Below are 24,758 nucleotides of genomic sequence, written 5' to 3' on the forward strand. Positions count from 1 at the left end.
GCGCCTGTCATCGGGAATCGCCATCGGCATGCCGGCATGATAAGCGATTCGAGAGACTTGGCCGCAATCGAGGGCAACCGACGGGAAAGGAGACAAGGCGTGCAGATTCGCGACATGCTGATCGCGGCACACAGCCTTCACCAGGCCGGACGGATCGCCGAGGCCGTCAGCGGATACCGCCGCGTGCTCTGCGCCGCGCCCGCCGAAGCGGATAGCTGGCACCTGCTTGGAACCGCGATGCTTCAGGCGGGCCATCCAGCACGCGCCAGCATTCATATCCAGCGCGCCCTTGTTGCCGCCCCGAAGCGGCATGATTTCCGCCTCAATCTCGGCTATGCCCTGATCGATTCCGGCGCGCCAGAGCTGGCAGTTTCAGCGCTGGCAGAGGCATCCGGCAACCTGGCGGGCAACGCCGCGTTCTGGAATGCCTGCGCATCGGCAAAAAAGCAGGCAGGCGACCCCTTGGGGTCGAGCACGGCTTCAAGCCGCGCGATCCTTCTGACGCCGGGTGACTTCACGGCCCTCTATAATCTTGCCCTCCACTTGCAGGGACAGGGTCATCATGCGGAGTCCCTGCCGCTCTATGACCGGGCCATCATTCTTCAGGCTTCCGGCCACACACCCTTCGCCAACCGTGCGCAAGCACGGCGCGCGACTGGCCGGACGGCGGACGCCATACAGGACTTCAAGCGCGCGCTTATCCTCTCCCCCGGCCTCGCCGATCTGCTGAACGATCTCGGCATTCTGCTGCAGGAGCGGAAAGACAGCACCCGCGCCATCGCGCTCTACCGCCAAGCCTTGGCCGCCGCCCCGGACAAGGCCGAGATCATGCGCAACCTGGCGAATACACAGCTGAGCGCCGGGCAGTACGAGACCGCGCTGGACACTTACGTCACGGCAATAGAGCGTTTTCCGGCAGAGCCAGCCTTCAGGGTCCGGCGTGCCTTTTCCCTGCCGGTAATTCCCCACGACCTGTCACAGATCGATACCGCGCGGGACAAGATCGCCACCTTCCTCGCCTCTCCCGAGGCTGAACGGATCACGCTCAGAGACCCGCTTACCGAAATCGGCGCCGCCAATTTCTATCTCGTCTATCACGGCCGGAACGACCGGGATCTGGCGCAAGGCATCAGCCGTTTTTACAGACGCGCCTGCCCGATGCTGAACTTCACCGCGCCTCACGCAGAGGACGGCCCGCCTCCCTCCGGGCGGAAAATCCGCCTCGGCATCTGCTCGGCACATCTCGCCGGGCACACGATCGGGGCGGTGTTCGGTGATCTGGTGACCGGGATCGACCGGGAGCGCTTCTCGCTCACCCTGCTCCGCCCGCCCGGCCTCCGGGATGCGGCGGCGGCAGAGATTGCCTCCCGGTTCGATGAGGTTGTGGAACTGCCGGCGGATATCGCACGAGCGGCGGAGAGTGCGGCGGCCTGCCGGCTCAATGCGCTGCTCTATACCGATATCGGCATGGAGCCATTCACCTACTTCCTCGCCCACTCCCGTCTGGCACCGGTGCAATGGGTCACCTGGGGCCATCCCGTGACCACCGGCATCAGCACAATCGACGCCTATCTCTCGCCGGACTGTTTCGAAGCGGACGGCGCGGAGGCACATTATGCGGAACGTCTGGTGCGCAGTCCCAGCATTCCGATGAATTATCGCGACGAGCATGTGCCGCCGGCCGGCAAGAAGTCCGATTTCGGCCTGCCGGATAACCAGCCGCTTTATCTCTGCCCGCAAAATCTGTTCAAGCTGCACCCCGAGTTCGATCACTGGCTCGGCGATATTCTGAAAGCCGACCCGAACGGCATCATCGGCCTGATCGAAGGCGCGAACAGCGCATGGACAGAACGGGTCAAGACCCGGCTCGCCCCCGTTCTCGGAGCTGACATGGACCGGGTGCGGTTTGTGCCGTTTCTGCCGAAGGTCGACTATATGCGCCTGCTCGGCGCGGCCGAGGTCATGCTGGACCCGATCCATTTCGGCGGCAGTAACACCACACTCGGCGGCTTTGCCGCCGGAACGCCCGCGATCACCTGGCCGAGCGCTTTCATGCGCGGCCGCATGACCACGGGGCTGTACCGGACAATGGGGGTCGAGGAGTGCATCGCTTCAGGGCGCGCCGACTATGCGGCAAGGGCGACGAAGATCGCCAACGATCCGGTGAAGCGGGCGGAGATCATCAGCCACATCCGGGCCGCCCGTCCGTCCGTCGTCGGGACGGCGGGCGCGGCCCGGGATCTTGGCAACCTTCTCGCGGAAGCCGTCAGCTCGCGGAGCGGTTCGCGATGAAGATGGCTTTGCCAGCGTCCATGTCGTAACGCAGCCGCGGCTCATTCTCCAGCGGCCGTCCGGTCACCCGCACGAAACAGGCCCGGGCCGGATAATCGATCGCGTGAATGGCCCGTATATCGTACAGACCGGCCTGACCCGGCGCGAGCCGGTAGGTCTTCACATGCTCGATCTTGACGTCACCATCGCTGTCCCCGCCGTCGGGACGGCTGAACTCGCTCATGTCGGTATATTCCTTGGCCTGTCCGTAGATCGCCCAGGAAGTGCCGTGATCGTGCGGCGGCGAGGCGTGCGGCTTGTCGTTCACATGGGCCAGCACGACAAACTCAAGCTCATCGTCACGATACAGCTCGGTCACGCCGACCGGCGCATCCTTGCCGCAAACTTCCTCGACGAATTCCTGGTTCGTGAGCAGCTTTTCAAGGTTCTTGCGAACCACTTCCCGGCCCGCGGGACTGTTGTCACGGGCCAGGGCGTCATGGCTTTCGCGACAAAATTCGTTCAGACCGTAGGCCATCCAGGATCTCCCTTTGATTTTTTTTCGGCCTCCCCAAAAAGAGGTTCCGGGCGGAACCGGGGAGTACAAGCAGATCCGGCATTCTTGCGCCGATGCGCCCGAAGCGCAACGGGGCCAATCGGGATAAAACCAGTTACCGGCCCGCGTTCATCCGGGCGATGGTCGCCGTCGTGCTGTGGCCGTCCTCAAGCCCGGCGAGCACCACTTTGCCGCCATAGGATTGCACGAACTCGGCGCCAACCACGGTCTCGACCGTATAATCGGCACCTTTCACCAGCACGTCGGGGCGGATCATCTCGATCAGTTCCTGTGGCGTATCCTCGCCGAAGATCGCAATTCCATCCACCGATGCGAGAGACGCCAATACCGCCGCGCGCGCGGCCTCCGACTGCACCGGACGGGCCGGCCCTTTCAGGCGCGCCACCGAGGCATCACTGTTCAGGCCGACGATCAGCCGGTCACAGGCAGCCTTGGCCTGACGCATCAGGGAGACGTGCCCCGGATGCAGCAGATCGAAGCAGCCATTCGTGAAGCCCACTTTCAGGCCCTGCTTGCGCCATTCTTCCGCCCGCTTGGCGATCATGTCGGGCGACGCGACCTTGACCTCGCCCTGCAGCAGATCGTGGGCCCGGAATGCCGCCGCGAGCTCTGAGGCGTAGGCCACCGCGGTCCCCATCTTGCCAACCACAATCCCGGCGGCCGCATTTGCCAGCTCGATCCCCTCGGCGACGGGAATGCCGCGGCCAAGGGATGCCGCGAGCACCGCGACAACCGTGTCGCCGGCGCCGGAAACATCGAAGACTTCCCGCGCCACCGCGTCGAAATGCAGCGGCGCCTCACCCGGGTTGCCTGACACATAGGTCATGCCATCCTGGCTCCGGGTAACGAGAACGGCCCCAATCCCCGCCGTCTCGATTATATGCCGCGCGGCGGCCACGATTTCATCGGTCGATCCAGCAGGCATCCCGCTTGCCTCGGACAACTCCCGCCTGTTCGGCGTGATCGCCGTCGCCCCTCGATAGCGCGTATAATCGCTGCCTTTCGGGTCGACAATGATCGGACGGCCCTTGCCCCGCGCCGCCGAAATCAACGCGCCCAGAATGGAGTCCGTCAACAGCCCCTTGCCGTAGTCCGACAAGACCAGGGCAGAAGAATCCTCGAGATCGGCCACGGCCCGGGAAATCAGATCTTCCTCGAGACCGGCATCGATTGCGTGCACATTTTCCTGATCCGCGCGCAACAACTGCTGCGCACCGGCGACATACCGGGTCTTGATGGTGGTCTCGCGCCCGGGAACCGTCAGCAGATGGCTCTCAACGCCCGGCTCCTCGGCCACCAGACCGGTCAGCTCCCGGCCCGCCGCGTCGCGTCCGATCACGGAAATGAAGCAGGCCTCCGCGCCAAGAGCGACCAGATTGCGAACCACATTCCCGGCACCGCCAAGCATCGCCGCCTCGCGCTCGATCCGCAAAACCGGGACCGGCGCTTCCGGCGAAATCCGGTCGACCGTCCCGTAGACGAACCGGTCGAGCATGGCATCGCCAACACAGAGCAGGCGAACCCCGGCGAGGGACTCGACTTTGGCGGAGAGGTCGGAATCGTGCGTCATTACGCCTCCACGAGCCCCAACTCGATCTCGATGGCACCGCAAAGAGCCTGACCGATGGTGATGTGCATTTCCTGAATTCTCGCCGCCGCATCATGCGGCACTATAATCAGTGGATCCGCGAGGCCGACCATATCACCACCAGTGCGTCCCGTAAGCCCGGCTGCGACAAGCCCCTTTTCCCGCGCCATCTTGAGGCCGGCGATGATATTCGGCGAGCGGCCAGAGGTTGAAATACCAATGGCAACGTCGCCCGGCTTACCCAGCGCCTCAATCTGCCGGGAGAACACCTTGTCGAACCCGAGATCATTGCCCCCGGCGGTCAGTGCTGAGCCGTCGGTGGTTAATGCAATTGCCGCGATGGCCGGTCGATCCTTGATGTATCGCACGGTGAGTTCGGTGGCGAGATGTTGCGCGTCCGATGCACTGCCGCCGTTTCCGAAGAACAGGATCTTGCCGCCCCCCCGGAGCGAAGACACACAGCTCTCGGTCAGGGACGCAAACGGCTCCGCAAGGCTTGTCCGTACAGCCTCGGCAACTTTCAGATGCTCACTCAGCTCGCTTTCGAAAAAGGCAGTCAGGTTCATGCTGTCTCGCGCTCCGGCTCTGCAGATTACGCCCATTCCAGCCGGATAAAGAACGCGGCATACAGGCAGGATCGGTAGGCTGCGCCCGGTTTTAGTTCACGGCGCGGGGATGTTATCCCAAATGCTGCCTGCCGCATCAAGCGAACCTCTGATTCGATATATCGAAAAGAATTACATGGCTTTTTATGCAGTTTTTTATCATAGTTTCCGATGTATCCTTAGTATGTTGTGATACAAGTACTTATTGTCGCAGAATGAGACATAAAGATGTATGCAAAATGCACCCTTTGGTACGACGCCGTTCGTAATTTCTTCATCTTTCCATGCAATAAATTGCGGCTTGGCATAACCGGTACACAATATCTGTGCCTCGTGAGACGTTAAATGGCCGAGTTGAACGGAACGAACGGGAATGACTCGTTAATCGGTACCGGCAACGCCGACACGATCAACGGTGGCGCCGGGGCGGACACGATTGACGGCGGCGCCGGAGCAGATTCGCTCGTTGGCGGCCTCGGCGATGACCTGCTGCTCGGAAGCGCGGGCGCTGAAACATCCGTCAACGAACTGGCCTATGACGATACGCTGGATGGCGGCGCGGGTAACGATACTCTGCGCGCTGGCGGCGGTAACGACACCTACGAATTCCGGATCGGCGGCGGCCGGGACGAGATCCTCGACGAATATCACATCTACCCGAAGAACCCGCTTGGCGGCCTGCAACCGGTTCAGCAGGTTAATGGCGGCTTCGATACGCTGCGCTTCGGCTCGGGACTCTCCGCCGACGATCTCTGGATCACGGTCAGCGGCGGCGATCTTTACGTCGCCATCCGGCAGCCGGGCGTCGATCTGTATGATTCCGATGATCTGGTGGTGATCCAGGGCTGGGAAAACACGGATACCCGGATCGAGCAGTTCGAATTCGACGACGGCACAATCTGGACGTCGGCCGACATCCTGGAAAACATCTCCGGCTCCAATGATGCCGACACAATCGACTGGAGCAGCAGCGAGGAAATCACAGTCTCGTCCGGAGACGGTGACGACCTGGTGAGTTCGGGTTCAGGCGCTGATTCAATCGATGGCGGCACCGGTGCCGACACCGTGAATGCCGGTGCGGGCAATGATGGCGTTTTCGGCGACGAGGGGGGCGACCACCTCTTTGGCGAAGATGGCGACGACACCATCGATGGCGGTGTGGGCAACGATACGCTCGACGGTGGCGACGGCGATGACAGCCTCGAGGGCGGCGACGGTGATGACCTTCTGCGCGGCTCGGGCGGTGAACGCGGCAACATCAATGAAGAAGCCGGAAACGACACGCTGAGTGGCGGCGCTGGCGCTGATACCCTGCGCGGCGGCGGCGGCGACGATGTCTATCGCTACGGCGTGGGTGACGGCAAGGACCAGATCCACGACGAATATGTCCATACCCAGATGGCACCGGGCGGGCAGGTCGTTCTCTTCACCCGCGACGAGTTTGCGGGGAATGACGTTCTCTCCTTCGAGGACGGGATCACCGCGGATGATATCTGGATCGATCTGGTCGGTAACAATCTTGTCGTCGGCATCCGGGATGGCGATTCAGACATTCTCGATCTTGACGACCAGATCACCATCATCGACTGGCGTGACTCGCTGAACCGGGTCGAGACTTTCGAATTCTCCGACGGCAGCCAGATGGATGTCACCGACATCCTGCAAAATATTTCAGGCAGTGCCGGGAACGACACGCTGACCTGGAGCGGTACCGACAGCACCAGAATGGACGGTGCCGGCGGGAATGATTCCCTCTCGGCGGCCGGTGGTAACGATACGCTTTCCGGTGGTGATGGCGACGACACCATCCGTCTCGGCAACGGCAGTAATCTGGGCGATGGCGGAGACGGCGCGGACGCGATCTATGGCGGATCCGGCAAGGACACGATCAGCGGCGGTACCGGAGACGACTATATCGACGGCGGTGCCGGCGAAGATGTCCTTATGGGCAATGACGGCAACGACACCATTCGAGGCAGCGCCGGCCAACGCGGCACGATCAATGAAGGAGCCGCGAACGACACCCTGTCGGGTGGCGCGGGCGACGACGAATTGCGCGGCGGCGGCGGGAATGACAGCTACGTCTACCGGGCCGGCGAAGGCCGCGACACGATCCTCGATGAATATGTCTTCACCGGCCAGTCCCCTCTCGGTGCGGTTTACTCGCCTGTCGATAAAGACGGCGGTACGGCCGACAGCCTGCAGCTCGTCGGCGACGATATTCTTCAGAACACCACCTTCTCGCTCGATGGCTCGACGCTGAATGTCTCTGTCTGGCAGCCCGGTGCGGCCAGTCTGGACGATTACGACGATCTCGTTCAGATCCAGCGCTGGACGGAGGATTTCCGCCGCGTCGAAGGGTTCGAATTTACCGACGATGGCGTGACCATCACCGACGACCAGCTGATGGATGTGTTCGGCTCCATCACCAGTGGCAACGATGTCATTGATGCGGATTTCATCGGCCTCGGTTTCAATGCGGGCGCTGGTGACGATCAGGTCAATGGCAGCGCCTATGCGGACCGGTTCGAGGGTGGCGCCGGTGACGACACATTGTCAGGCGCTGGCGGAAACGACGTGCTGCTTGGCGGCGACGGCGACGACAGCCTCGTTGGCGGCTCCGGCGATGATTTGCTTGAGGGCGGCGCAGGCAGAGATACACTCGTCGGCGGTTCCGGCGCGGACACGTTCTCGGGCACACCCGACTCTTTCAACGGCGATCTGATCGCGGACTATGACGATCAGGACGTTCTGCGCTTTGACGATACGCAGTTCTCCGAGGGCAATGTCTCCCTCACGGCCGAAAACGGCCAGACCACGGTCCAGATCGATACCAATGGCGACGGTACGCCGGATGTGACCTTCACCGTCAACGGTGAATTCGCCGCTGCCATCGTTACCCAGAACGGCGACGATACCGAGCTGAAATTCAGCACGGAATCCCTCGACGACACCCTTTCCGGAACGGCCGACGACGACACCATTAATGGCGGTGCCGGCAGCGACGATATTTCCGGCGGTGACGGCGACGATTTCCTGATCGGCGGTGACGGAAACGACACCATGGATGGCGAGGGCGGCAACGATACGCTGCTCGGCGGCCTCGGTAACGACAGCCTCGACGGCGGTGTTGGCAATGACAGCATCGACGCCGATGCCGGCAGCGACACGATCGATGGTGGTGACGGCGAGGATGTGCTCGAAGGCGGCGACGGTGCGGATACTGTCAGCGGCGGCGCGGGCGACGACACCCTTGATGGCGGCGCGGACAATGATCTTGTCGTTGGCGGTGATGGCGATGACTCGCTCGACGGCGGCAGCGGTGACGACACCGTGCTCGGCGGTGCGGGCAATGACAGCGCGGATGGCGGCTCCGGCGACGATACTGTTCTCGGCGGTGCCGGTGACGACACACTCGACGGCGGCGACGGAAACGATCTGGTCGATGGCGGGGACGGCAACGACAGCCTCGACGGCGGCGCGGGCGACGATACCGTTCTCGGCAATGAAGGCCAGGATACGCTCAATGGCGGGGACGGCAACGACAGCCTCGACGGCGGCGCGGACGACGACGTACTCGACGGAGGCGCGGGCCAGGACACGGTCGATGGCGGCGACGGTAACGACATTGCCGATGGCGGTGCGGGTAATGACACCGTGCTTGGTGGCGCGGGCGACGACACGCTCGACGGCGGTGACGGAAACGATCTGGTCGATGGCGGAGACGGCAACGACACGGTCACCGGCGGCGCGGGCGACGATACGGTTCTCGGCGGTGACGGCGAGGATACGCTCGGCGGCGGCGACGGTAATGACAGCCTGGATGGCGGCGCGGATAACGACACGCTGACGGCTGGCGCCGGTGACGACACACTGATTGGCGGCAGCGGCAATGATGTCGCCGAAGGCGGCTCCGGCGACGACAGTCTGGATGGCGGCAGTGGCGATGACAGCCTGTCTGGCGATGCGGGCGACGATACGCTCGAAGGCGGCAGCGGAAACGACAGCCTTGTTGGCGGTAGCGACGACGATCTGCTGATCGGCGGCGCAGGTGACGATACGCTCAGCGGCGAAGCTGGCAACGACACGCTCTTCGGTGACGGCGTCGAAGACACCGTGATCGGCGACGACTGGGATGAATTCAACGAAGACGAAGACAGCGTCTCCGGTTCCGACGGTGACGACAGCGTCTCCGGATCCGATGGCGATGACAGTGTCTCCGGATCCGACGGCGATGACAGCGTCTCCGGGTCCGATGGCGACGACAGTGTCTCCGGGTCCGATGGCGACGACAGTGTCTCCGGGTCCGATGGCGACGACAGTGTCTCCGGGTCCGACGGAGACGACAGCGTCTCCGGATCCGATGGAGACGACAGTGTCTCCGGATCCGACGGAGACGACAGTGTCTCCGGGTCCGACGGCGATGACAGTGTCTCCGGATCTGACGGCGATGACAGTGTCTCCGGCTCCGATGGAGACGACAGTGTCTCCGGATCCGATGGTGACGACAGTGTCTCCGGATCCGATGGTGACGACAGTGTCTCCGGGTCCGATGGCGATGACAGTGTCTCCGGATCCGATGGAGACGACAGCGTCTCCGGGTCCGACGGGGACGACAGTGTCTCCGGATCCGACGGCGACGACAGCGTCTCCGGGTCCGACGGGGACGACAGTGTCTCCGGATCCGATGGTGATGACAGCGTCTCCGGATCCGACGGCGATGACAGCGTCTCTGGCTCCGACGGTGACGACAGTGTCTCCGGGTCAGATGGCGATGATAGTGTCTCCGGGTCCGACGGCGATGACAGCGTTTCCGGGTCAGATGGCGATGACAGCGTTTCCGGGTCAGATGGCGATGATAGTGTCTCCGGGTCCGACGGGGACGACAGCGTTTCCGGGTCAGATGGCGACGACACCGTGGTTGGTGAAGACACAAGCGACGGTGGTTTCGACGAAGGTGATTTCACGGTCACCGGCGGCTCTGGCGACGACACGATTTCCGGCGATGGCGGCGACGATACCCTGAGTGGCGGTGACGACGACGACGTGTTGATCGGCGACGACACCACGGGCGGCGGTGATGGCGCCGACGGTGTGGCGGCCAGCGGTAACGACCTTCTTGATGGCGGCGCGGGCAACGACATTGCCTTCGGCGGCGCGGGCGATGACACCATCGACGGCGGCACTGGCGACGACACATTAGTCGGCGGTATCGGCAACGACTCCATGCTGGGCGGCGACGGCGACGACCTGATGCTCGGCGAGGAAGGCGAAGATACCCTTCTTGGCGGTGCAGGCAGCGACACGCTGGTTGGCGGCGAAGGAAACGACCTGGTCAATGGCGGCGACGACAGCGACCTGCTGTTCGGCAGCGCCGGTGACGATACGGTCGATGGCGGCGCGGGCGACGATACCGTCCTCGGCGGCACCGGTGACGACGTGATCCGGGGCGGCGCGGGCAGCGACCTGCTCTATGGCGGCGACGGCGCGGACACCTTCGCGGGCACGGCGGCCGAGCTCAATGGCGAAACCATCGCCGATTATGACCAGGATGGCGGCGATGCCATTCAGGTCGATGGCGTGGTTCTGAGCGCCGATGCCTTCTCGTTCGACTCTGCTGACGGCAAGACCACGGTTTCTATCGACACCACGGGCAACGGAACAGCGGACACGACCTTCACCGTCCTCGGCGAATACAGCTCCGTCACAACCAGCGAAGTCGACGGCAACACCCGCCTCCTCTTCGGAAATGGCGAAGACACCGTCTCCGGTGGTGATGGCAATGACACCGTCTCCGGTGGCGACGGAAATGACACCGTCTCCGGTGGCGACGGCAACGACACCGTCTCCGGTGGCGATGGCAATGACACCGTCTCCGGTGGTGACGGGAACGACACTGTCTCCGGTGGCGACGGCAACGACACCGTCTCCGGTGGCGATGGCAATGACACCGTCTCTGGTGGCGATGGCAATGACACCGTCTCTGGCGGCGACGGCAACGACACCGTCTCCGGTGGCGATGGCGAAGACACCGTCTCCGGTGGTGATGGCAATGACACCGTCTCTGGCGGCGACGGCAACGACACCGTCTCCGGTGGCGACGGAAATGACACCGTCTCTGGCGCGACCCCGGGCGATGACAGCCTGACGGGCACGGATGGTGACGACACGATCACCGGCCTGGCTGGCGATGATACGATCGACGGCGGCGACGGGAACGATCTGGTCGACGGCCAGGAAGGCAATGACACGGTCACCGGCGGTGCGGGCGACGACACCGTGCTCGGTGGCGAGGGTAACGACACGCTCGGTGGCGGCACCGGTAATGACAGTCTTGATGGCGGCACCGGCAACGACACGCTGACGGCTGGTGAAGGCGACGACACGCTTGATGGCGGCGACGGAAACGATCTGCTCGAAGGCGGCGAAGGCAATGACAGCCTGACGGGCGGCGACGGCACGGGCGAGCCGGTTACCGAAACCGGCCGCATCGACGGCAGCAATTTCACCTCCACCGACAGCGGTTTCCGCATCACCGCGACCCGTTCGCTTGGTGATGGCAGCCGCAGCGAGCCGAGCGTCGATTATGTGACCTCAAGCTCCGACGGCCTCGGCGTCGACGGCGCCAACGGCAGCGGCCCCTCCGGACAGCTCGGTTACGATACCGGGCTAGGCTTCTCCGAAGAGCTGATCGTCGAGTTCGACGATATGAGCACGGGCGCCACGATCGAGATTTCCCGCCTCTTCAGCAATGAAGGCAATGGCGGTGAACAGGGTCACTGGACAGCTTATCGCGATGGCGAGGTTGTCGGTGAAGCCGATTTCACGGCTGAGGGCGGCTCTTCGACAACCCTCTCCATCGATATCGATGGCGGCTTCGACAAACTCGTCTTCTCCGCAACCGATTATGCGAACGGCCCGAACGGCGGCAGCGACTCAAGCGACTATCTGATCAAGTCCATTGAGTTCACCACCGAGACCGCGGCATCCGGCAGCGACGACACCCTGCTCGGCGGCGACGGCGACGATACGATCAATGCCGGCAACGGCGATGACAGTATCGAAGGCGGCGCGGGCGACGACTCCATTTATACCGGTGAGGGCAGCGACACAGTCCTCGGTGGTGCCGGAGACGATACGGTTCATTACGGCACCGGAGACCACGGAGATGACCTGATCATCGGTGGCGCGGGTAATGACAACCTCGCCGACGGGGCCGGAAACGACACGCTTTCCGGCGGCGAAGGCAACGATTCCCTGTTCAGCGGGGACGGCGAGGATCTTCTCGACGGCGGCGACGGCGACGACTACATGATCGGCGGCGACCATAACGACACGCTGATTGGCGGTGACGGCAACGACACCCTGATCGAGAACCATTACAACGACGACGACCTGCTGCAGGGCGGCAATGGCGACGACCGGCTCGACGGCGGCGGCGGCAACGACACCATGGAAGGCGGCGCGGGTGCCGATACCTTCTCCGGCCAGCTCTGGGAACTGAACGGCGACACCATCACGGACTATGACGCCGATGCCGGCGACAAGGTTGTGGTCTATTCAGATGGCGTCTCCACCCCGGCGGCGTTCGATATCAGCGACATCACACTGACGGTCGCGGACGGAAAAACCACCGTTCATATCGACGGCGACGGCGACAATGACGCGACCTTCACCTTGGTCGGCGAATTCAACTCCGTCACCTCCACGATGGACGGTAACAACACCTATCTCGCCTTCTCGGCCGACGTCACCGCGACACCGGGCGACGACAGCCTGATCGGCACGGATGGAGACGACACGATCTCCGGCCTTGCCGGTAACGACACCATCGATGGCGGCGACGGAAACGATCTGGTCGACGGCATGGACGGTGACGACACGGTCACCGGCGGGGCGGGCGACGATACTGTTCTTGGCGGCGCGGGTGAAGACACGCTCGGCGGCGGCCTCGGCGACGATAGCCTCGATGGCGGCGAAGGAAACGACATCCTCACCGCTGGCGAAGGTAACGACACGCTTGAAGGCGGTTCCGGCAACGATCTCGCCGAAGGTGGTGATGGCGACGACCGGATTTCCGGCGATGCGGGCGAGGATACGCTCAGCGGCGGCGCGGGTGCGGACAACCTTGATGGCGGGGACGGCGACGACGTCCTCGAAGGCGGCGCAGGGTCCGACACGCTTGCGGGCGGCGACGGTGCGGACAGCTTCGTCGGCGATCTTGCGGACCTGAACGGCGACAGCATCACCGACTACAATCCGGAAGACGGCGATCTCGTCATCGCCAATGCAGAGTTTGGTGATGATGCGGTTACGCTGAACTACGCGGATGGCGAGACAACAGTTACCATCAACGCGGACGGCACCGACGCAACCTTCACGGTGACCGGTGAATACCACTCGGTCACCACCGCGACCGAGAACGGCCAGACCTCGATCAGCTTCTCACCGGACATCACCGCGACACCGGGCGACGACAGCCTGATCGGCACGGATGGCGACGACACGATCTCCGGTCTTGCCGGCAACGACACCATCGACGGCGGCGACGGTAACGACCTGGTCGACGGCATGGACGGTGACGACACGGTCACCGGCGGGGCTGGCGACGACACCGTGCTCGGCGGCGCGGGCGAGGATACCCTCGGCGGCGACCTCGGCAATGACAGCCTCGATGGCGGCGAAGGCAACGACATTCTCACCGCGGGCGACGGCGAAGACACGCTGCTCGGCGACAGCGGCGACGATATGCTTGAAGGCGGTGACGGGAACGACATCCTTTCAGGCGGATCGGACGATGACACGCTGCAGGGTGACGCCGGTGATGACCTGCTCAATGGTGGCAGCGGCGCGGATGTTCTAGAAGGCGGCGCGGGTGCGGATACGCTTGAGGGCGGCTCCGGTGCGGACAGCTTTGTTGGCGATGTTGCCGATCTCGATGGCGACCTGATTTCCGATTACGACGCGGATGAAGGCGATCTCGTCATTGCCAATGCGGAATTCGGCGACGACGCGGTCTCCCTCTCCTACGCGAACGGCCAGACCACGGTCTCCATCGACGCAGGCGGCGAGAGCGCAACCTTCACGGTCAACGGCGAATATCACTCGGTTGTCACGTCGACCGAAGACGGTGCGACCTCGATTTCCTTCTCGCCGGACGTCACCGCCACGGAAGGCGATGACAGCCTGACAGGCACCAGCGGCGACGACACCATTTCCGGCCTTGGCGGTAACGACACCATCAATGGCGGCGACGGAAACGATCTGCTCGATGGTGGTGACGGCAATGACACGGTCACCGGCGGCAACGGGGACGATACCGTTCTCGGCGGCGCGGGCGACGATACGCTCGGCGGCGGGCTTGGCGATGACAGCCTCGATGGCGGCAGCGGAAACGACATTCTGACGGCCGGTCAGGGTAATGACACGCTGGATGGCGGCGACGGAAACGATCTCGTCGATGGCGGACTGGGTGACGACACACTCACCGGCGGCGCCGGAGACGACACTGTGCTCGGCGGCCAGGGCAACGATACGCTCGGCGGTGGGGACGGTAACGACAGCCTCGATGGCCATACCGGCGACGATATCCTGACGGCAGGCGCGGGCGATGACACGCTCAGCGGCGGCGACGGCAATGATTACCTCGATGGCGGCGCGGACAATGACAGTCTCGACGGCCATACCGGCAACGACACCCTGTCGGCCGGCGCGGGTGACGACATTCTCAGCGGCGGCGATGGCAATGACAGCCTCGATGGCGGTGACGGTAATGACGTCCTCGACGGCCATACGGGTCACGACACGCTTTCCGGCGGTGCAGGCGACGATACGGTCCTGGCCGGCGACGGTGATGACGTGCTGGATGGCGGGGCCGGGGATGACACGCTTTCGGCTGGCACCGGCAATGACGCGCTCGACGGTGGCGACGGCGATGACAGCCTGGACGCCAGCAATGGCGCGGATACGCTGGATGGCGGCGCGGGCGACGATACGCTCGATGGCGGCGAAGGCACGGACAGCCTCATCGGCGGGGCGGGCAATGACCAGCTTTCCGGCGGCATCGGAGACGATGTGCTGGACGGCAGCGACGATGACGATGTGCTGGAAGGCGGCGCGGGTGCGGATACGCTGACCGGCGGCTCCGGCGCGGACAGCTTTGTCGGCTCCCTCACCGATCTGAACGGCGACAGCATCACCGACTACAATCCGGAAGACGGCGATCTGGTGATTGCCAATGCCGAATTCGGTGACGATGCGGTTACCCTGACCGTCGCGAATGGCGAAACCACCGTCGTGATCGACAGCAATGGCGACGGCAGTGCCGAAGCCACCTTCACCTTGGCCGGCGAGTTCAACTCGGTCAGCACGGTGACAGAAGACGGTGCGACCTCGATCACCTTCTCGCCGGACGTCACCGCGTCCGAAGGCGATGACAGCCTCGTCGGCGGCGACGGGGATGACACGCTCACCGGCCTCGCCGGGGACGACACCATCGATGGTGGCGACGGAAACGATCTGGTCGATGGCGGCGACGGTGATGACACGGTTACCGGCGGCGCGGGCGACGACACCGTGCTTGGCGGAGCGGGTGAAGACACGCTCGGCGGCGGCACCGGCAATGACAGCCTCGACGGCGGCACCGGCAACGATATTCTGACCGCGGGCGACGGCGATGACACACTGGTCGGCGGCGCAGGCAACGATGTTGCCGAAGGCGGCGCGGGCAATGACATCTTGTCCGGCGGCGACGGCAGCGATGCACTTTCCGGCGATGCCGGGGACGACCGTCTCGACGGCGGGGCCGGTGACGACACGCTGGTTGGCGGCGAAGGCGCCGATACCCTTTCCGGCGGCGCCGGGCGCGACAGCCTGAATGGCGGCGAAGGCGGCGACCTGTACGAATGGAGCGTCGACTCGAACAGCAATATCCGCCATCACCAGACTGGCGATCCGGACAATCCGACCCTGATCGGCGCGGCGGAAACGTTCGATCCGGCCAACCCGGGCCACGCCCAATACGACAATTACAAGGATGACGGCGAGACCGGCATCGACACGCTGACCGGCACCGACGGCAACGACAATATCGCTCTTGATTTCGGTGGCGAGCGGCTGCAGGGCATCGAAGTCATCGATGGCGGCTCGGGCGACGATGTGCTCGATCTCGCCAGCAACCGGTACGGCTATGGCGACGCCACACTGATCGGCGGCGAAGGCAATGACGTGCTCTGGGGTAACCAGGGCGAGGATTATCTCGACGGCGGGGCCGACAATGACTGGCTGGCCGGCAATTCCGGCGACGACACGCTGGATGGCGGCGCGGGCAATGACAGGCTCGACGGCAATAGCGGCGCGGACAGCCTGGTCGGCGGCGCCGGTGCGGACACGCTCGACGGCGGCAGCGATGCGGACACGCTCGAGGGCGGTACCGGGAGCGATGTGCTCAACGGCGGCAGCGGCGCGGACAGCCTTGAGGGCGGTGCAGGCAACGACACGCTCAATGGCGGCACCGGGGCCGATACACTGCGCGGCGGAGACGGCGAAGACCTCTATCAAGGCACCGCAGCTGACCTGAACGGCGACACGCTCGCGGATTACACCGGTGGCGAGGTGGTCTCCATCACCGACGCAGCCTTTGGTCCGGACGCCGTGACCCTGACGGTCGCAAACGGCCAGACCACGGTCGCGATCGACAGCACCGGAAATGGCAGTGCGGACACCACCTTCACGATCGACGGCGAATATCGCGGCGTCATCGCCACCGACGGCAATGGCAGCACGGATCTCGTCTTCACCGAGGAAGTGCAGGGCCGGGTCATCATCGGCACCCCACATCAGGACTACATTTCAGGCACCGAAGGGGACGATACGGTCAGCGCCCTCGGTAACAGCGATGTTGTCCAGGCAGGCGATGGCGACGATCTGGTCTCCGGCATGGACGGCGACGATCGGCTGTATGGCGGTGACGGTGACGATACCCTCAGCGGCGGAAACGATTTCGACCGGCTGTACGGTGGTAACGGCAACGACCTGCTCGATGGCGGCGGCAACGCGGACATCCTGAGCGGCGGCAATGGAAATGACAGTCTGATTGGCGATGCCGGCAACGATTATCTGAGCGGCAACGACGGTGACGATTCACTCGACGGTGGCGATGGCGACGACAAGCTCGCAGGTGGAGACGGAAACGATACCGTGCTCGGCGGCGACGGCCAGGACTGGGTTGACGGCGGTGACGGCGACGATCTGGTCAACGGAGGTGAAGGCCACGACCAGATCAGCGGCGGTGACGGTAATGACACCCTTTCGGGTGGCGAAGGTCGGGATCGCCTGAGTGGCGACGACGGCGACGACAGTCTCGCGGGCAATGACGATGAAGACACCCTGATCGGCGGCAAGGGCGACGACACGCTCGACGGCGGCAATGACAATGACGAGTTGAAGGGCGGCGACGGTAACGACGTGCTCAACGGCGGCGCAGGTCGCGACAGCCTGTCAGGAGAGGATGGTGACGATTCCATCATCGGCGGTGATGGTAACGACCGGATAATCGCGGGCGACGGCAACGACACAGTCGAAGCCGGGGCGGACGACGACTATGTGATTGCCGGCGACGGCGATGACAGCCTCGACGGCGGCGATGGCAGGGATTACCTGCGCGGCAATGACGGTAACGACACGATCTCCGGCGGTGCGGGCAATGACAGCATTTCCGGCGATGACGGAGACGATGTTCTCGATGGCGGCACCGGAGACGACACGGTCACCGGCGGTGACGGAAACGACACCGTTCTCGGCGGCGAGGGCGAGGATACGCTCGGCGGCGGACGCGGCGATGACAGCCTCGACGGCGGGGCCGGCAACGATACCCTGACGGCCGGCAGCGGCAACGACGTGCTGGTCGGCGGCGCGGGCGACGACTTCCTGGAAGGCGAATCCGGCAGCGATACGCTCTCCGGCGGGGCTGGTGCGGACCGCTTCTATGGCGAGCTCTCCGATCTCGACGGCGATGTCATCGAGGATTACAGCACCGATGACGGCGACGTCGTGATCGTCGATCGCACTATCGACGAGGACGACATCACGCTGACGGTTGCGGATGGCAAGACCACGGTCTCCATCGACACCAATCATAACGGCCATGCCGAAGCGACCTTCGTCCTGAACGGCACGTTCACGGCGGTCGAGGCGGATAGCCATCACGGCAAGACCACCCTCTCCTTCACCCCGGCCGAACCGGTCAAGGACAGCGCCACCGAAGGCGATGACAGCCTGCTCGGCAGCGTTGCGGGTGACACGATCGACGGTCTCGGCGGCAATGACACCATCGATGGCGGCGACGGCAACGATCTGGTTTCCGGCGGTGCGGGTGATGACACGGTCACCGGCGGCGCGGGCGACGATACCGTGCTCGGCGGCTCCGGCGATGACACCCTTGGCGGCGGCACGGGCAACGACAGTCTCGACGGCGGTACCGGCAATGACACCCTGACGGCTGGCGAGGGTGACGACACCCTTAGTGGCGGCCTTGGCAGCGACCGTCTTGAAGGCGGAGCCGGCAGCGACACGCTCTATGGCGATGGAGACAGCGCTCCGGGTGGCGAGACCGAAACCTTCCGCATCGACTCCTCGAACTTCGGCCAGACCGGCAGCGGCTTCACGGTCACCGCGACCCGGGCGCTTCCGGACGGCAGCCAGAGCGATGCAAGCGTCGACAACATCGTTGTCGAGCGGGATGCACTCGGCGTCGATGGCACCATGACCCCGGGCGGCATTCCGGATCAGCTCGGCTACGACCCGGCCCTTGGTTTCTCCGAGGAACTGATCGTCGATTTCGACGACATGGCCACCGGCGCCAGCGTCGATATCCTCCGACTGTTCTCCAACGAGGGGAATGGCGGCGAGCAGGGTCACTGGGCGGCATACCGGGACGGCGAGCTTGTCGGTGAGGCGGACTTCACAGCCGCGAGCGGCGACGAGACGACAATCAGCATCGATATCGATGGCGGCTTCGACAGGCTTGTCTTCTCCGCGACCGATTATGCGGGCGGCGATGACGGCAATGCCCATGACAGCAGCGATTACCTGATCCGCAGCATCGAGGTGACCACCGACCCGAGCCTCTCGGCCGCGGCAGACGATACCCTGATCGGCAACGAAGGCGACGATGTCCTCTACGGACAGCAGGGCAGCGACGTTCTTGATGGCGGGGCCGGCAACGATCTGCTCGAGGGCGGTGACGGCAATGACACGCTGATCGGCGGCGATGCCAGCGCCTCCGAAGAACTTGGCCCGGAATTGATCGTCAATGGCGACTTCGAGGATCTGCCCGGCAATCTGCAGCACGGCAACTGGGGCACCTTCACGGCCATCAACGGCTGGACCGCCGAAGACCTGACCCCGGCCAGCGGCGGCACGGCGCCGATCGAAATCCACCGGGGCGAGCTGGACGGCACGCCGCAGCAGCCGGATGAATGGGCGGACGACAACCATGTCGCCGAGCTCGACAGCCATCCGGAAACCGGCGGCACCGTCGGCGACACCAATGTGCTGATGGCACAGACCGTCAATATCACGGAAGACGGCGACTTCCGCTTCAGCTTCGATTTCGCCGCGCGCCAGCTCGGCAATCAGGTCGAGGAAACCAGCGAGATCACTGTCTGGGTCGATGGCGAGCAGGTGCTGAAGATCGATGACGCGGCCAGGGAATGGTCGCACCAGACACTATCCGTCAGCCTGACGGCAGGCGCCCATGTCATCGCCTTCAGCGGCGGCGATGCCGACAGCACCTCCGACCAGTACGGTGCCCTGATCGACAATGTCTCGCTGCGGCAGATTACCGAAGCCAGCCTGAACGACACCCTTGTCGGCGGTGCCGGTGACGATGTGATTTCCGGCGGCACAGGGGCGGACAGCCTGGTGGGCGGCGCCGGAAACGACGTCTTCCGCGGCACGGCAGCGGAGCTGGAAGGCGACCGCATCGCCGATTACCAGCAGGGCGACTCCATCACCCTGACCGGCCTGTCTCTCGAAGACGGCGATGTCAGCCTGATGGCGGACGGCGCGAACACCCGGGTCTGGCTCGACACCGACAATGACGGCGTGCCGGATACCTCCTTCCTGCTGGTCGGCAGCTTCGAAAGCGTGACTGTTTCCGCCGATGGCGACACCACCCTCACCTTCTCCGCCGATGCGGGCGAAGACGACGGGGAAGACGACGCCATCTACGGCACCGAGGGCGACGACTCCCTCGGCGCGACCGAACTTGACGATACGCTGGACGGACTGGCCGGGAACGACACTCTCAACGGCCTGGCTGGCGACGATGTGATCTATGGCGGTGCCGGCGACGACCGGGTCAGCGGCGACGATGGCGCGGACAGCCTGCATGGCGGCGACGGTGCCGACAGCCTCTATGCCGATGCGGACGATCAGGTGATTGACGGTGGAGACGGCTTCGACCGGGCCTTCATCAATATCCGGGATGCCCGTGACGGCGCGGACTTCCAGAATGTCGAACAGATCGAACTCACCGCGAACGCATCGTGGGAATCCGGCTGGTCCCTCCTGACCTCGACGGATATCGACGGCGATGGCGACGAGGACATGATCTGGCGCAACGACGATAGCGGCAAGGTCACGGCCTGGGCCATGGAAGGCTCCGTCGTGGTCGAGCGCAGCAATCTCGGCACCCTGGACGACAACTGGTCGGTTGAGGCCATCAAGGACTTCAACGGCGACGGCACCAACGATCTGCTGATCCGGAACAGTGCCACCGATGCGGTCTCGGTCTGGGAAATCGACGGAACAGACGAGCCGGCCAAGGGCTTCTCCGGCTTCCTCGGTAACAACTGGGATATTCTCGGTACTGGCGATTTCGACGGTGACGGCAAGGAAGACTTCCTCGCCCGGAACGATAACGGAACCGCCTCGGTCTGGCGCATGGATGGCTCCACAGCGCTCGAAAAGAGCAATGCCGGGACCATCGGTGCGGACTGGACTCTGGAATCGGTTGCCGACTTCAATGGCGACGGCAAGGACGATCTGCTTCTGCGCAGCAGCAATACCGGCACCGTCTCGGTCTGGGAAATGGATGGCGGCACGGCCTCGGGCAAGAGCGATGCCGGCACCCTGAACTCCGACTGGTCCGTCGAGCATGTCTCCGACATGAATGGCGACGGCACGGACGATCTGGTCCTTCGGAATACCGCCGACGGCACCGTCTCGGTCTGGGAAATGAATGGCGGCGTCGCCTCGAACAAGGGCTATGTCGGCACCCTCAACAGCGGCTGGTCCGTCGAAGGCTTCGCGGACTTCAATGGCGACGGCACGGACGACATGCTGGTGCGCAGCGACAGCGGTGCGGTCTCGGTCTGGGAGATGGATGGCGCCACCCTGCTCAATGCCGGGTATGCGGGTGATCTTACCGCCGACTGGGCCGTCCGCGGCCTGGCCGACTTCAACGGCGACGGCAAGGCGGACATCCTGGCGGAAAACACCGCGACCGGTGCGGTCACGGTCTGGGAGATGGATGGCTCGATGGCGACCAACAAGGGCTTCGTGAAGTCCCTCGGTGCCGGCGAGAGCATCACAGACATTGCAGACGTCAATGGCGACGGCAATGCGGATATCCAGATCACATCCGCCGCCAACGACGGCGTTTCCTATTGGGAGATGGATGGCAGCGATCTGAAGAAGGTTGTTCAGGGCGGTCACTATTACATCGACACGCCGTTCATCTAGGCTCAGTTACAAGAAAGGCCCCCGGAGACAGATTGCGTCCCCGGGGGCCTTTTTCTTTATCCCGCCAGATGCATCGCCGGATCACGAATTGCATCGAAACTCGGCCGGGCGGACACCTGGCCGTAGTAACGCGCAAGGTTCGGCGACAGCGCTTCCTCTCCCGCCAGAAGCGCCCAGCGATGCACCCGGATCGTCATCGGAATATCGCCGTAGCTCCAGCGATCATCCGCGATATGTTCTGTCCGGGAGAGCTGATCCTCGACAATATCCCATGCCTTGAGCAATGCCGTCCGGGCCGCCTCCGCAACAGCGGGCTCGCGCTGCTCCTCCGGCAGCCTGATGGTATGTTTCACCAGGGTATGCATCGGCGGGATCAGCTCGTTATTCTCCCACATGATCCAGCGGCTGGCCGACACGAAGCACGCAATGTCCGCGCCGTAGAACCCGTCCGGATCGTATTTCATCGCAAGATATTGCAGGATCGCGTTCGATTCCCAGAGAACGAAGCCGTCATCCAGGATCGTCGGCACCGTGCCGTTCGGATTCATCGCCCTGTATTCCGGCGTATTCACCACCCCGAAAGCCTGATTCCCTTTCGCCACATGGCCGCCCGCTCCCATGGTCCCGCTGGCCAAAACAAGCTCATGCGGCAGGCCGAGCTCAGCCATGGCTAACAGCACCTTCTGCGTCCGCGCTGACGACGGACGCCCCCATATCTTGATGGTCATCTCATTTTCCCCCAACTGGTAGTTTACTTACTTCTATCTTCTGGCTCTATTCCCTGGCGCGCATTTCCGTCATCGCAGAGATGCCCGATACGCTCATGTCCCGGTTCTGAATTGGCAAAGAGAAACAAAATAGATACCCCGTCAATGTAGCGGGCGACTGGCGGCGCGATTGCCTCCAAACAGATCGTCAATGCATATAAATTTACTTTTATGTCGCACAAAGATAACCATTTCTTAGTGGTTGCCCGATAAAGTCAGGGTCCACGTCACCTCCTAATAGGATGAATTTAGATAAATTTTTATTGAAATTATCCTCAAACATCCGTATTCCAAGGTAACGTAAGGTCAACGGACTTCCCGGCTATAGAACACAGCCGCAATCGCCCGCGAACCGGAGCAAAAAAATGGCACGGCGCTCGTCGTATGACAGAGATACTCAGAGGTCTGGTTTGATTACCGGCGATAATGACCGTGACGCCATCACCGGCTCGTCCGATGATGATTCGATCTATGGGTATGGAGATCGTGACACGCTCTCCGGCGCGGGCGGCAACGACCAGCTTTTTGGCGGCGATGGCAGAGACTATCTGGTCGGCGGTGACGGTGCCGATATTCTCTATGGCGAAGCAGACGACGACACGCTGAGCGGCGGCGATGGCAATGACACGCTGTATGGCGGCGATGGCAGCAACAGCCTGTTCGGCGATAACGGCGAAGACTATCTTCATGGCGGCGATGATGCGGAGACCCTCTCCGGCGGTCACGGCAACGATACGATCATCGGCAATGGCGGCGACGACGCCCTGCGCGATACCAGCGGCAACAATTATTTCGACGGCGGCGCGGGTGAGGACACAATCACCGGCGGCCAGGGCAGCGACACCATTCTTGGCGGCGCCGACAATGACCGGATCACCGGCGGTGCGGGCAATGACAGCATCGATGGCGGGGCTGGCGACGACACCATCTCCGGGGACTACAACAACGACACCATCCAGGGCGGTGACGGCAACGACCTGATCCGGGGCCGCGGCGGTAATGACAGCCTCGATGGCGGTGCCGGCGACGATACTGTCTCCGGTGATTACGGCAATGACGCGCTGAACGGCGGTGATGGCAACGACACGCTCTATGGCCGGGGCGGCAGCGACACCATCGATGGCGGCGCGGGCGACGATCTTCTGTCCGGCGACAGCGGCAGGGACACGCTTCTCGGCGGAGCCGGCGACGATACGATCTCCGGGCGCGGCGGCAATGACAGCATTGACGGCGGAGCCGGCAACGACAGCATTTTCGCCGAGTCGGGCAACGATCTGATCTCCGGCGGGGACGGCGACGACACGATCTCCGGACGCGGCGGCAACGACACCATCGATGGCGGTGCCGGGAACGATTATCTGCGCGCCAGTTATGGCAATGACTCTCTCCAGGGCGGAAGCGGTAACGACACGATCATCGGTGGCGGCGGTAATGACGCTATCGATGGCGGCGATGGCGATGACAGCCTGAGCGGCAGCTACGGCCGTGACACACTCATCGGCGGCGCCGGAGATGACACGCTGACCGGCGCCGGCAGCAATGACAGTCTCGACGGCGGCACCGGCGACGACGTTCTGGATGGCGGCGATGAGCACGACACCATCCATGGCGGCGCGGGCAATGACCAGATCACCGGTGGCGACGGCAATGACAGCCTTTCGGGCGGCGACGGTGACGACACCATCGAAGGCGGCCGCGGATACGACACCATCGATGGCGGCGACGGCAGCGACCTGATCACCGGCAAGGCCTCCGAATTCCAGGGCGACCACCTCAAACTGGACGGCAGCGACACCCTGCTTCTGACCGACATCAGTCTTGATTCCGACGATGTCTCGCTGATGAATTATTACGGGACCACCTATGTCGTCATCGACACGGACGGCAATGGCTGGCCCGAATATTATTTCTCCATCGAAGGCGATTTCGAATCGATCAATGTGTCCGTTGGCGAAAACGGCACAAGCCTCAGTTTCGTCACCGGCCCGATAACCGGGACGGACGGTGATGACACCCTCGTCGGCACCAACGATGCCGACACCATCTCCGCCCTCGGCGGCAACGATACCGTCTCCGCTGGCGACGGCGACGACGTCCTGGACGGCGGCGCAGGTAACGATGAGATCACCGGCGGCGCCGGGAATGATGTCATCGACGGCGGTGCCGGCGACGATACGATTGACGCAACCGACGGCACGGACACC

7 protein-coding genes are annotated in these 24,758 nt (G+C 63.5%); 3 read left to right on the forward strand and 4 right to left on the reverse strand.

Annotated elements, in window-relative coordinates:
• The first annotated feature begins 99 nt into the window (after positions 1-99).
• On the forward strand, positions 100-2,292 hold the full coding sequence (locus AAC126_RS08595; protein WP_339852202.1) for a tetratricopeptide repeat protein: 2,193 nt from the start codon (positions 100-102) through the stop codon (positions 2,290-2,292).
• On the opposite strand, the gene AAC126_RS08600 is transcribed toward AAC126_RS08595, so the two are convergent.
• From AAC126_RS08600 to AAC126_RS08610, 3 genes are all read right to left on the reverse strand, one after another.
• Entirely contained in the window at positions 2,267-2,809 is a 543-nt protein-coding gene (locus tag AAC126_RS08600) for a hypothetical protein (protein ID WP_339852204.1), read from the reverse strand. The genes AAC126_RS08595 and AAC126_RS08600 overlap by 26 nt on opposite strands.
• 133 nt (positions 2,810-2,942) lie before the next feature.
• A complete protein-coding gene (gene rfaE1, locus AAC126_RS08605; RefSeq protein WP_339852205.1) occupies positions 2,943-4,418 on the reverse strand; it encodes a D-glycero-beta-D-manno-heptose-7-phosphate kinase in 1,476 nt (491 codons plus the stop codon).
• Complete coding sequence (locus AAC126_RS08610) at positions 4,418-5,002, reverse strand: D-sedoheptulose 7-phosphate isomerase (protein WP_339852207.1); 585 nt, start codon at positions 5,000-5,002, stop codon at positions 4,418-4,420. Before AAC126_RS08610 ends, rfaE1 begins: the two co-directional genes overlap by 1 nt.
• A 384-nt stretch (positions 5,003-5,386) precedes the next feature.
• Here AAC126_RS08610 and AAC126_RS08615 point away from each other — a divergent pair, with 384 nt between their 5' ends.
• Positions 5,387-21,787 carry a calcium-binding protein gene (locus AAC126_RS08615; RefSeq protein ID WP_339852209.1) on the forward strand — a complete coding sequence of 5,467 codons (16,401 nt, stop codon included), beginning with the start codon at positions 5,387-5,389 and terminating at the stop codon, positions 21,785-21,787.
• Positions 21,788-21,843: 56 nt separating this feature from the next.
• On the opposite strand, the gene AAC126_RS08620 is transcribed toward AAC126_RS08615, so the two are convergent.
• Positions 21,844-22,515 (reverse strand): glutathione S-transferase family protein, encoded by a 672-nt coding sequence (locus AAC126_RS08620; RefSeq protein ID WP_339852211.1) that lies wholly within the window; start codon positions 22,513-22,515, stop codon positions 21,844-21,846.
• Between the two features lie 449 nt (positions 22,516-22,964).
• On the opposite strand from AAC126_RS08620, the gene AAC126_RS08625 reads away from it, so the two are divergent.
• On the forward strand, positions 22,965-24,758 hold a 1,794-nt coding region (locus AAC126_RS08625; protein ID WP_339852214.1), incomplete at its 3' end, for a calcium-binding protein.

It is taken from the genome of uncultured Nisaea sp. (assembly GCF_963974195.1).
GTDB lineage: Bacteria > Pseudomonadota > Alphaproteobacteria > Thalassobaculales > Thalassobaculaceae > Nisaea.